The following is an 11,430-nucleotide window of genomic DNA, read 5'->3' as shown; positions in this document are numbered from 1 at the left end:
TCGATGCGTGCCGCGACAGTGTTCAAGCGTGTGAACAGAACATTGCCGTTCTCATACGGAACGGCATCCGTTTCAGAAATTCACACTGAAGCTTGCGTGCACGCGGTGACTGCCGGAGTCGTATCTGCCTGCTCCGTCAATAAGTTGAGCGTAGTCGATCCGGCCGGCCAGCCACGTGGAAAAGTTGACGCGCAGCCCCACGCCCGCAGAAAAGACACCGTTGCTCACATCTTCTGCAGCCAGCGGTCGCACCCGGTAGATGTGCGCCGCGTCGGCAAACAGCACGCCGCGCATGACCCAGGTGTCGTGCAGCCAGGCCGAGGTTTCCAGATCGGCGCTCAGACGCCAGCCCTTGTCGTCGGCCAGCACCCGTTCGCGCAGGCCGCGCACCGAATCGGCGCCGCCAATGCCGAACTGTTCGCCGGCCACCAGTTCGTCGGTCGTGTACTGCGCCTGGGCCTGCAGTCGCACACGCCAGTCGCGCGGCAGCAGCTGCAGCCACGACGCACCGGTGCGCACCACCCAGAAGCGCGAACTTGCGCCGTCGCGGGAGGCGCTGAAGGCGGTGCCGCCGCCGTGCTCGCCACCCGGCAGGTTGCGGGCGAAGCTCACGTTGAGCCCGGCTTCGCGCAGATCATTGCGCCAGTTGCCGTACCAGGACAGGCTGATCGGGTGGGTGATCACCCGCGGCACCAGGCTGGTATTGGTGTTTTCCACCACGAAGCTGCTGTCGAAGTCGCGCCAGTCAGCGGCCAGGCTGATGCGCTGGCTCAGTTCGCCCTCGCGCGGCAGATGCCAGTTGTAGCGGGCGGAGAATATGCGGCCGGCGCCGGACACGCTGGCGGTGGAGTTCAGCACCTGCACCTGACCCGAATTCACATTCGAGTAGCCAGCCACCAGGTCGATCGAATTGCCGCTTTCGTACAGCGGAATGCGGTAGCCCAGACCGAAGATGGTCACGTCGGACGGCTGTTCCAGCGAGGTGGTGTACTGGAAGGTGGCGACGTGGTCGCGGTTGAACAGATTCGCGTGCTGCAGGCCCACTGCGACGCGGTGGGTTCCGGTCGATGGCGTGCCGCTGTTGTCTACGGTGACGAAGCGGCGCACCGGATTGTCGTCCGCCACCGAAATCGTGGCGCCGATCTCGCCCGGCTTGCGCCCGGACTTGAAGGTGACGTCGGTCTGCTTCGAACTGTTTTCGTTGGCCAGCGACAGCTGGCGGGCCACGTCGGTGGTGTTGGGCATGCCACCGTCGGCCAGGCCGGGCAGGCTGCGGCGGATATTGGCCTCGTCATGGTGTTTCGCGCCCTGCAGCGTGATTTCGGTCAGGCGCGGTTCGAGCACTTCGAGGATGACGGTGCCGCCGGTCAGTTCCTGTTCCGGAATGCTGACCTGGGCAGCGCCGAAGCCGCGGCCGTGATAGGCCGCCTGCAGCGCGGTGCGCGCGGCTTCGATCTGGCTGAAACCGATTTCGCCGCCGGTGTACGGGGCGAGCAGTGCATCGACTTCTGAAGGCCTGAATACCGTGCCGCCGGACAGCGAATAGGCGCGTACCTCGAAGCGAGGTCCTTCTGCGGATTCTTCCGCCTGCGCGAGCAAGGGCACGCATGCGAGCAGCAGGCATGCAAAGCTGACCTTCACCGATGACCCCGTCTGTAAGTTCTTGTATCGGACGGAGTTTAGTGGGTTTGTATGTCTTTGGCTGTAATCCTTTAGCAATAGGCCGAACAGCCGAGCGCTTCGTCAAGCCGGGTGGCCCGTTCGGCGTCAGCCACCGCGAGACGATCCCGCATTTCACGTGCCGCGTCCTGTCCGCCGGTGCGGGCGTACGCCAGCGCCAGATGGAACAGCACGTCCGGATGGTCGGGGGCGATCTGCTGCGCCCGCAGCAGCGCGGGCAAGGCCTCTTCCGGCCGCCGGTCGTGCAGCAGGGCGACGCCGGTCTGGTGCCAGGCATCGGCATTTGACGGCTCCGCACTGGCCCACGCCTGCCCGAGCGCAGCGGCTTCCTGCCAGCGGGCGCGCGCGGTCAGCCTGGCCAGCCGCAGAAACCAGGGTTGGCCGTCGTCCGGGCCTTCCCACAGCGCCAGACCGTCTATCGGTCCGACCGCGGTTTCGGCCCGGGTGCGCAGCCGATGGATGAGGTCGGCCGGCATCGCGAAATAGCCACCGCTGTGGCCCGACGACAGAAAAGTGGTGACACCGATCAGGCGGCCATCGGCGTCGAACAGTCCGCCACCGCTGCCGCCCAGCGCGAAGCCGCTGGATGTTTCGAGCACCGCGCTGCCGTCATGCGGATGCAGCGTGGCAATCCGGCCGGGCGCGAAAAAGGCTTCGATTCCGCCCGAGTAGCCGTAATAGAACGACGTTTCGCCCGGTTTTACCGTGCCGGCGTCGCGCAGCGTTGCCGTGCGCAGCGGCATCGCCGCGGTGCGCAGCAGACAGAGATCGTTGGTCATGTCGACCTTCTGGCCGAACACCGGAAACACCAGCGGGCCCTTGGCCACTTCGATGTGTACCGCCTGGCGCGTCACATGGCAGTTGGTGATCACCTCGCCGTCGGCAACCACGACGCCGGAGCCGAAAAACCCCTTGCCGGCCGCATTGGCGACCCGTACCTGCACCACGCTCAGCGACAGGCCGGTATAGAAGGCGGAGCCGAACTGACTGGCCGTGCCACCGGCCAGTGCCGGCAGGCTGGTGCAGAACAGCAGACTGGCGAAAAGCGGGCGCATGCATGAGCTCCTTCGGCGGTCGTCGGTCGACCGTGCTGGGAGTTGGCGGGTGCGCCCGAAGTTCAGTCGCCGCCGGCAGGTTCGCCAGTGACGAAGAAGGCGCCACCCGCGACATGGTGCAGCGTGCGCAGCGCGTCGTCGTCCGGACCGAAGTGCCAGCGTCCGCCGCTGAACACCCGGTCGTCCGCCGAGGCGGCCACCACTTCGCCGATGAACAGGTCGTAGCGTGACTGGTTATGCGGCTCGGGGAGCACCCGGCATTCCAGCCAGGCGACGCAGCCTTCGATCAGCGGTGCGGCGATCTGATCGCCGGTGAAGTGATGCAGCCCGAGCGGGCCGAACTTGTCGCCGTCACGTCCGCTGCGATTGCCGACCGCGACCGTGGCGGCGAGCAGTGCGCGCGGCGGCACGCTGATCGCGAATTCGCCCGACTGTTCGATCAGCTCACGGGTATGGGTGGCCTTGTCCAGCACCACCGCGATCTTCGGCGGCTCGAAATCGAGCGGCATGCACCAGGCCGCGGCCATCACGTTGTGCCGGTCGCCGCTGGCGGCACCGACCAGCACGGTCGGGCCGTGGTTCAGCAGGCGATAGGCGTGTGCGAGTGCAACGGATTGCCGGGCCATGTGCGGCCCGGTTCAGCGACGGCGCGCCAGCGCGCCGCCGATCAGTGCCAGACCGCCGAGCAGACTGGCCCAGCTTGCGGGCTCCGGCACCGCCGGTGCGAGCGCATAGGTCCGGAAGGCGTAGTCGAAATTGGGGAAGCTGCCGTAGCCGGAGGTGGCAAAGGTGTTGCCGTCCGGATAGGGGTTGTTCAGGTGCCCGCTGACGCCGAGCGCGCTGTTGCTCGACTTGAACACCAGGAAATAGGTGGTGTCCGGCGTGACGGTCAGCGCGGGCCAGAACACGTCGGCCCAGTCACCGCTGTTGGCGAGCGTTTCGCCGCCGGCGAGCCGCTGGCCGCCACGGTTGGGCAGCTGGGACCACAGTTCTATCGTGATCGACGCGGGACTGCTGGCTGCCGTGCCGTTGAGCTGTATGCCGGCACCGGTGATGTTGTCGGCCAACTGGCGGAAAGACTGCGCCAGATCGCTCTGCGAGAAGAACGCCAGTACGGTACCGCCGTCCGGCGTGGACTGATCGATCACGTTCGCCACGCTTGCATGCGCGGTAAGCGCCGCGATGCTCAGGGATGCCAGTGCAATGCTGCGCAGGACTCGTGTCATGGGTTCACCTCGCTGATGGGTCGATTTGCGTGATCTGTCGGAAGCAGAACAGATGTTTGTGAAAATTCGTGAGCAATCTCCGTGCCCACCATGCCGGCACGGCTTGCCAACGTGCTTCCCGGACGCGTGCGGGGCGGGTGCCGGCGGCACTGTAAAGTCCGCCGACATCGCTGAAGGATATTGCTGCCTTATTTGCCCCAGCTGTCCTTCAGCGTGACCGCGCGGTTGAACACCGGGCGCCCCGCGGCCGAATCGATCCGGTCGGCGACGAAGTAGCCATGGCGCTCGAACTGGAATTTGTCGTCTGCAGTCGCAGATGCCAGACCGGGCTCGACGAAGGCCTGCACCGATTTCACCGAATCCGGATTCATCACGGTCAGGAAGTCGCGGCCGCCCGCGTCCGGGTGGGCTTCAGTGAACAGCCGGTCGTACAGCCGCACCTCGGCCGACAGGCCTTCGGCCACGCTCACCCAGGTGATGACGCCCTTCACCTTGACGCTGTCGGCGCCCGGCGTGCCGCTCTTGGTGTCCGGCACGATGGTCGCGAGCACCGCGGTGATGCGGCCGTCGGCGTCCTTTTCGCAGCCGGTGCATTCGATTACGTAGCCGTACTTGAGACGCGCCTTGTTGCCCGGGAACAGGCGGTGGTAGCCCTTGGGCGCCTCTTCCATGAAGTCTTCGCGCTCTATCCACACTTCGCGCGTCAGGTTGAAGCTGCGCGTGCCGTGTTCCGGATGGTGCGGATGCACCGGCGCGGAGCAGGGCTCGGCCTGTCTGCCGCCGAATATTTCATCCCAGTTGGTGAGCTTGAGCCTGAGCGGATCGAGCACCGCCATCGCGCGGGCGGCACGGCCGTCGAGGTCGTCACGCAGCGCGCCTTCGAGCGTCGAATAGTCGATCCACGAATCGGCCTTGGACACGCCGATGCGCTCGGCGAACAGCTGCAGCGCCTCGGCGGTGTAGCCGCGGCGGCGCAGGCCGACGATGGTGGGCATGCGCGGGTCGTCCCAGCCGCTGACGTGCTTTTCGGTCACCAGCTGCATCAGCTTGCGCTTGCTGGTGATCACATAGGTCAGGTTCAGGCGGGCGAATTCGTACTGCTTGGGCAGCGGATGCGCCAGCAGGCCGCCTTCGGCCAGGCGCTCCAGCACCCAGTCGTAGAAGGGGCGCTGGTCCTCGAACTCCAGCGTGCAGATCGAGTGGGTGATGCCTTCGACCGCGTCTTCCAGCGGGTGGGCGTAGGTGTACATCGGGTAGATGCACCACTTGTCGCCGGTGTTGTGGTGGTGCGCGTGCTTGATCCGGTAAATGGCCGGATCGCGCATATTGATGTTGGGGCTGGCCATGTCGATCTTCGCGCGCAGCACCATGGCGCCATCCGGGTGCCTGCCGTCGCGCATTTCGCGGAACAGCGCCAGCGATTCGTCCGCCGGGCGGTCACGCCACGGCGAATTCGTGCCCGGTTCGGTCAGCGTGCCGCGGTTCGCGCGCATCTCGTCCGGCGTCTGCTGGTCGATGTAGGCGTGGCCGGCGGTGATCAGGTGTTCTGCCGCGCGGTACATGAAATCGAAGTAGTCGCTGGCGAAATAGAGCTGCGAGGCGCCGAAGGCGTCCCAGCCGAAGCCCAGCCACTGCACCGCGTCCTTGATCGATTCGACGTACTCGACGCTTTCCTTTTCCGGATTGGTGTCGTCGAAACGCATGTGGCACACGCCGCCGTAGTCGCGCGCCAGACCGAAATTCAGGCAGATGGACTTGGCGTGACCGACGTGCAGATAGCCGTTCGGCTCCGGCGGAAAACGGGTACGGATCTTCGCCGGGTCAGGTTCGCCGGCAGCATGGTGGGCCGCGTCGCCCGGGCTGCGCGCCCAGTGGCGGCTGGCATAGGTGCCGTTGGCCAGATCCTTTTCGATGACGGCGCGCAGAAAATTTGACGCCGGGGCGGGTGCGTTGCGTTCGGACATGATGGGCAGCAGAGAACTCTGAAGATGGGTGTCGTTGCCTGGGCATGCGCGGCAGCCGGCAGGCTGTCCGCTCGATGCAGGGGCCAGACCGTGGCCCGGCAGAAGAACACGATTCTAGCTGCTTGCCGGCGAAATTCAGGGTTGACAGCTTTTCCCGGCTTGCCTATGGTCTTGTCCATGCTCTCGCATCAGACCCAACTGCTGTCCCTCTCCTCGACGCTGCTCGCGTCGGGTCTGCTGCTGCGCCCCGCGCGCACATAAAACTCCCCCCTCCTGTTGTGCTGTAGCCGCCTCCGGTCGATGGACCGGGAGGTGAATTCCGTTTTTCCGGAGCATTCCCGTCATGTTCGAGCCGTTTCAACACATTCCGATGCTGCGACTGCGCAGCGGTTGTCAGGCCAGGAAACCCGTGGCCGCCTGACAGCCCTGCATGCCGGCCACGTCTTTTCCCCATTTGCCGGAGCCCATCATGTTGAAGCAGCCGAATACCAAGTACCGCCCTGTCACCCCGATTCCGCTCGCCGATCGCCAATGGCCGTCGCGCAGCATCACCCGCGCGCCGATCTGGATGTCGACCGATCTGCGCGACGGCAACCAGGCGCTGTTCGAGCCGATGAACGGCGAGCGCAAGATGCGCATGTTCAAGATGCTGGTCGACATCGGCTTCAAGCAGATCGAGGTCGCCTTCCCGTCGGCGTCCGACACCGACTTCAGCTTCGTGCGCACGCTGATCGAAGGCGGTCACATCCCGGACGACGTGACCATCGAGGTGCTCACCCAGGCGCGGCCGCACCTGATCGAACGCACCATCGAGTCGCTGCGTGGCGCCAAGCGGGCCATCGTGCATGTCTACAACGCGACCTCGCCGACCTTCCGCCGCGTCGTGTTCGACATGAGCCGCGACGAAGTGAAGCAGCTCGCAGTCGACAGCACCCTGCTCATCAAGCGCCTTACCGACGCGCAGCCGGACACCGAGTGGACCTTCCAGTACAGCCCGGAAACCTTCACCGCGACCGAACTCGAGTTCGCGAAAGAGGTGTGCGACGCGGTGGTCGAGGCCTGGGGCGGCACGCCCGAGCGGCCGGTCATCCTCAACCTTCCGGCGACCGTCGAAATCGCCACGCCCAATCACTACGCCGACCAGATCGAGTGGATGCACCGCAATCTGGCGAACCGCGCGTCGGTCGTTCTCAGCGTGCATCCGCATAACGACCGTGGCACCGCGGTCGCAGCCGCCGAACTGGCGGTGATGGCGGGTGCCGACCGGATCGAGGGCTGCCTGTTCGGCCACGGCGAGCGCACCGGCAACGTGGACCTCGTGACGCTGGCGCTCAATCTCTACACCCAGGGTGTCGATCCGGGCCTGGACTTCTCGCGCATCAACGACATCGCGCGCACGGTCGAACAGTGCACGCAGATTCCGGTGCATGCCCGCCATCCGTATGCAGGTGACCTGGTGTTCACCGCCTTTTCCGGTTCGCACCAGGACGCCATCCGCAAGGGCTTCGCGGCGCAGAAGCCGGACGCGGTGTGGGAAGTGCCCTATCTGCCGATCGATCCGGCCGACGTCGGCCGCACCTACGATTCCATCATTCGGGTGAACAGCCAGTCGGGCAAGGGCGGCGTCACCTGGCTGCTCGAGAGCGAATACGGTGTCACGCTGCCGCGACGCCTTCAGGTCGAGTTCTCGACCGCGGTACAGCAGCTCACCGACAGCAGCGGCCAGGAAGTGCGTGCCGCCGACATCTGGAAGCTGTTCGCGCAGCAGTACTTCGAAACCACCGCGCCCTTCGCCTACGTCACGCATCACCTGCGCGAGGTGGGCGATGAACAGGGCATCGAGCTGGTGCTCCGGGTCGACGGCGTCGAGCGCACGCTGAGCGGGCGCGGCAACGGTCCGATTGCCGCCGCCCTCGACGCGCTCGGCGTGCCGGCGCGGGTGCATGATTTCGAGGAACGCGCGATCGGGCACGGCGCCGATGCCGCCGCCATCGCCTTCGTCGAATGCGTGATCGACGGCGTACCCGGCACCACCTTCGGCGCCGGCATGCATCGCAACATCATCACCGCCTCGCTGCTCGCGGTGATCAGCGGCCTCAACCGCGCAGCCGGCAAGCTCGACGCCGGCGCACGCGCCGCCTTCACCGGCGGTCGCGCGCTCAGCGCCGGCTGATGATGAACTGACCGGCGGGCTTCAGTCCGCCGGTGCCGCCTCACCGTCAGTGCGCTGCAGCCGGTAGCTCAGCTTGGGCCGGCTCATGCCGAGCCTGCGTGCCGCACGGGCGATATTGCCGCCTTCCTGGTCCACGCAGGTTTTCATCAGCTGCTGTTCCAGTGCTTCCAGCGGAATGCCGCTGCGCAGGATCTGCTCGACCAGCTGTTCGCGCACCGTGTCGCTGCAGCCTTCTTCCAGCTTGCCGCAGGCGGAAATGCCGGATTCGCGTGCCAGCACCGCTTCCAGAGACAGGAAGAGGTGGTGCGCCTCGATCCAGCCCTGCTGCGGCGCCAGCACCACGCCGCGCTCGATCACGTTTTCCAGTTCTCGCACATTGCCCGGCCAGTGGTGGGCGTGCAGCGCCTGGAAGCCCTTGTCCGACACGCCCTGCACATGCTTGCCGTGTGCCCGGTTGAACTTCGCCACCAGCGTATCGACCAGCAGGCGCAGGTCGGCCAGCCGGTCGCGCAGCGGCGGGATGTGGATCGGATACACATGCACCCGGTAGTAGAGGTCGGGCCGGAAGCGGCCTTCCTTCACCGCCTGCGCCAGATCGACGTTGGTGGCGGCCACCACGCGCACATTCACCTTGCGCGTGCGTTCGTCGCCCAGGCGTTCGATCTCGCCTTCCTGCAGCGCGCGCAGCAGCTTGGCCTGCGCGGCCAGCGGCATTTCGCCGATCTCGTCGAGGAACAGCGTGCCGCCCTCGGCGCGCTCGAACTTGCCGGCGCGTGAGGCGTGGGCGCCGGTGAAGGCGCCCTTCTCGACGCCGAACAGTTCGGATTCGATCAGGTCGTTCGGGATGGCGGCGCAATTGACCGCGACGAAAGGCGCGTCCTTGCGCGGACTCATCTGGTGCAGCACGCGGGCGAAGCGTTCCTTGCCGACGCCGGTCTCGCCCAGCAGCAGCACGGTCACCGTGGTGCCGGCGGCGCGCAGCATCAATTCGTAGGCGCGGCGGAAGCTGGCCGAACTGCCGATCAGGTCGGGCGGGGTCGGCGCATCGACCTTGTCGTCGCGCTGGGCGACACCGGCCCAGGCGGCAGAGGGCAGGTGGGCGATGCGGTTCTCCGGCTCGAAATAGCGGGCGTACTGTTCGCCGTCCTCCCATTCCTCGACCGGTTTGCCGACGATGCGGCAGTGGTTGGCGCCGCAGCAGGCGCACTCGGTTTCCTTGTACAGCACCATGCGGCCCATGAAGGCCGAGGTGTAGCCCGAGGCGTAGCCGATCTGCATCCAGCACACCGGATCGGCGGCCTGACCGAATTCGCGCAGGTGGAATTCGGCTTCCCACGAGTGTTCCCACAGGAATTCGCCATCGAATTCGCCGCTGCGCACATCGATATGGATGTGCACCGGCGTCACCTGCACGCTGCCTTCCAGCATGTGCAGCTGTGGGCCGACGAAGAAGGATTCGATCGGGTTCTGGTCCGGCCGTATCGTGCGCGCCAGTTCGGCGTCGCGCATGCCGGATTCGTAGCCCATGCGGGTCAGGATGCGGCGCGCCGATTCCGGCCCGACCGACCTGATGAGCTGCGCGCGCAGCGCCGACATGGCGACGCAATGCATCAGCAGCATGCGGTTTTCCGCCAGCCAGATCAGTCCGTCGTCGGCCGAGAATCTGACCAGCCGACGCAGATCGCTGTTGTGCGGGTATTTGATTGTACCCATTGCCCGTGCCTCCTCCAGACCGGTGCCGGTCACGCCGGGCCGGCGTGCCGATGTTGCGCTGCAGCGCTTGTTCGACCTCCTGCGAGCCGGTCCGGCTTCTTCCGTGGTGCCGGGTGACCCGAGTGGCCGGTCTTCTTCCGCCTGACGCGTTCATCAGTTGGTGAACACCTCTTCGGGTGCTTCATCAACTCATCAAGCAGTGGACGGGAGGACTGTACTCTCGCCCACCCAAAACCACCAAATATCGAGATTTTTATCGATTATCGAGTATGGCACGCTTCTTGGATAGGAGAGGGTGCGGCTGACGGCTGCATCCGGTGTTTCGGCAAGCGCTCTCCTGCTTTCTGCCTTTCCGAACCGCTGGTGCGCCGCAGCACGCACCACACAACAAAGGAGGACGGAGAAATGCCGATGACGGGCGTGCTGCGCCCGGGTCATGTCGCGCTACGCGTGACCGACCTGGATGCCGCGGTAAAGCATTACGGGCAGGTACTGGGCCTGATCGAGACCGGGCGGGATGCCCAGGGTCGGGTGTATTTCAAGGCCTGGGACGAACACGACCACCACAGCGTGGTGCTGCGTGCGGCGGAGGCGCCGGGCATGGACTACATGGGCTTCCGTGTGGACAGCGAAGCGACGCTGGACCGTCTGGCGGCGGAGGTTGAAGGCAGCCGTCTGGCGAGCGATCTGCAGTGGGTGCCGGCGGGCGAGCACCTGCACACCGGCCGGCGCTTCCGCTTCACGGTGCCGACCGGGCACGCGATTGAACTGTTCGCGACCAAGGACAAGGTGGGCAACGGACTGCCGGACGTGAATCCGGACCCGTGGCCGGACGGTCTGGTGGGCATGCAGCCGACCCGCTTCGACCACTGCCTGCTGTACGGCGACGACGTCGATGGGGTGGTGAAGCTGTTTACCGAGGTGCTGGGCTTCACCATCGCGGAACAGGTGATGGCCGGTGACGTGATGGTGGGCGTGTTCCTGACCTGCTCGACCAAGCCGCACGACATCGCCTTCATCCGCAATCCGGAGAAGGGTCGCTTCCACCACTGCTCCTTCATCCTCGATACCTGGAACGACGTGCTGCGCGCGGCCGACCTGATCTCGAAGCACGACGTGTCGCTGGATATCGGGCCGACGCGGCACGGCATCACGCGCGGCGCGACGATCTACTTCTTCGACCCGTCGGGCAACCGCAACGAGGTGTTCTCCGGCGGCTACATCTACTACCCGGACAAGCCCACGATCAACTGGACGGTGGAAGACCTCGGGCGGGCGATCTTCTATCACGACCGCAAGCTGAACGAAGCCTTCCTGAACGTCCACACCTGAGGCGGACATGGCGTCTGCATTCGATCCTTTCCGCAAGTACGTGCGCATCACCGCCGAGCGCGAGGACGGCTTCGTCGAGTTCGATTTCGCGCTCGGCGAGCCGGAGCTGTTCGCCGAAATGATGCTCACCCGTGCTGCCTTCGACGAGTTCTGCGCGGCGCAGGACGTGGTGCTGCTTGATGGCGGGGCCGGACAGCCTCCGGCAGTGGGCGCACGACTGAACGAAGTGCTGAACCGCGGCGCGCGCTGAGCGCGACCACGGGCGTCAATAGAACACATCCGAGGAG

9 protein-coding genes are annotated in these 11,430 nt (G+C 65.8%); 3 read left to right on the top strand and 6 right to left on the bottom strand.

All coding sequences use genetic code 11. From position 1 onward, the window contains the following. Positions 1 to 72: 72 nt before the first annotated feature. The 5 genes from METUNV2_RS0116280 to METUNV2_RS0116260 form a co-directional block, all read right to left on the bottom strand. The gene (locus tag METUNV2_RS0116280) at positions 73 to 1,641 is read right to left on the bottom strand and encodes a ShlB/FhaC/HecB family hemolysin secretion/activation protein (protein ID WP_051081941.1); all 1,569 of its coding nucleotides are present in this window, start codon (positions 1,639 to 1,641) and stop codon (positions 73 to 75) included. A gap of 71 nt (positions 1,642 to 1,712) precedes the next feature. Next, positions 1,713 to 2,735, bottom strand: coding sequence for a tetratricopeptide repeat-containing S1 family peptidase (locus METUNV2_RS0116275; protein WP_018230535.1), 1,023 nt, complete (start codon positions 2,733 to 2,735; stop codon positions 1,713 to 1,715). Positions 2,736 to 2,797: 62 nt separating this feature from the next. Next, the gene (locus METUNV2_RS0116270) at positions 2,798 to 3,361 is read right to left on the bottom strand and encodes a flavin reductase family protein (protein WP_018230534.1); all 564 of its coding nucleotides are present in this window, start codon (positions 3,359 to 3,361) and stop codon (positions 2,798 to 2,800) included. Between the two features lie 12 nt (positions 3,362 to 3,373). Next, a complete protein-coding gene (locus tag METUNV2_RS0116265; RefSeq protein ID WP_018230533.1) occupies positions 3,374 to 3,961 on the bottom strand; it encodes a PEPxxWA-CTERM sorting domain-containing protein in 588 nt (195 codons plus the stop codon). A gap of 188 nt (positions 3,962 to 4,149) precedes the next feature. Next, entirely contained in the window at positions 4,150 to 5,925 is a 1,776-nt protein-coding gene (locus METUNV2_RS0116260) for a glutamine--tRNA ligase/YqeY domain fusion protein (protein WP_018230532.1), read from the bottom strand. 469 nt (positions 5,926 to 6,394) lie between these two features. On the opposite strand from METUNV2_RS0116260, the gene leuA reads away from it, so the two are divergent. Continuing rightward, complete coding sequence (gene leuA / locus METUNV2_RS0116250; RefSeq protein ID WP_018230530.1) at positions 6,395 to 8,098, top strand: 2-isopropylmalate synthase; 1,704 nt, start codon at positions 6,395 to 6,397, stop codon at positions 8,096 to 8,098. A 21-nt stretch (positions 8,099 to 8,119) separates the two neighbouring features. Here leuA and METUNV2_RS0116245 read toward each other — a convergent pair whose 3' ends face one another. Then, positions 8,120 to 9,811: a sigma-54-dependent Fis family transcriptional regulator gene (locus METUNV2_RS0116245; protein ID WP_018230529.1), complete on the bottom strand. Its 1,692-nt coding sequence runs from the start codon at positions 9,809 to 9,811 to the stop codon at positions 8,120 to 8,122. Between the two features lie 405 nt (positions 9,812 to 10,216). Here METUNV2_RS0116245 and METUNV2_RS0116240 point away from each other — a divergent pair, with 405 nt between their 5' ends. Further along, complete coding sequence (locus METUNV2_RS0116240; RefSeq protein WP_018230528.1) at positions 10,217 to 11,143, top strand: catechol 2,3-dioxygenase; 927 nt, start codon at positions 10,217 to 10,219, stop codon at positions 11,141 to 11,143. 7 nt (positions 11,144 to 11,150) lie between these two features. Beyond that, positions 11,151 to 11,393 carry a phenol hydroxylase subunit gene (locus tag METUNV2_RS0116235; protein ID WP_008064249.1) on the top strand — a complete coding sequence of 81 codons (243 nt, stop codon included), beginning with the start codon at positions 11,151 to 11,153 and terminating at the stop codon, positions 11,391 to 11,393. The last annotated feature ends 37 nt before the right edge of the window (positions 11,394 to 11,430 follow it).

It is taken from the genome of Methyloversatilis universalis EHg5 (assembly GCF_000378945.1).
GTDB lineage: Bacteria > Pseudomonadota > Gammaproteobacteria > Burkholderiales > Rhodocyclaceae > Methyloversatilis > Methyloversatilis universalis_A.
Note: the sequence above shows the minus strand (reverse complement) of the source record. Positions and strands in the feature narration are given on the sequence as shown.

What these genes read in the sequence shown, in the direction of transcription:
- METUNV2_RS0116270 (WP_018230534.1), bottom strand. Translation starts at nt 3,361, where the DNA reads ATGGCCCGGCAATCCGTTGCACTCGCACACGCCTATCGCCTGCTGAAC.
- METUNV2_RS0116275 (WP_018230535.1), bottom strand. Translation starts at nt 2,735, where the DNA reads ATGCGCCCGCTTTTCGCCAGTCTGCTGTTCTGCACCAGCCTGCCGGCA.
- METUNV2_RS0116260 (WP_018230532.1), bottom strand. Translation starts at nt 5,925, where the DNA reads ATGTCCGAACGCAACGCACCCGCCCCGGCGTCAAATTTTCTGCGCGCC.
- METUNV2_RS0116235 (WP_008064249.1), top strand. Translation starts at nt 11,151, where the DNA reads ATGGCGTCTGCATTCGATCCTTTCCGCAAGTACGTGCGCATCACCGCC.
- METUNV2_RS0116245 (WP_018230529.1), bottom strand. Translation starts at nt 9,811, where the DNA reads ATGGGTACAATCAAATACCCGCACAACAGCGATCTGCGTCGGCTGGTC.
- leuA (WP_018230530.1), top strand. Translation starts at nt 6,395, where the DNA reads ATGTTGAAGCAGCCGAATACCAAGTACCGCCCTGTCACCCCGATTCCG.
- METUNV2_RS0116265 (WP_018230533.1), bottom strand. Translation starts at nt 3,961, where the DNA reads ATGACACGAGTCCTGCGCAGCATTGCACTGGCATCCCTGAGCATCGCG.
- METUNV2_RS0116240 (WP_018230528.1), top strand. Translation starts at nt 10,217, where the DNA reads ATGCCGATGACGGGCGTGCTGCGCCCGGGTCATGTCGCGCTACGCGTG.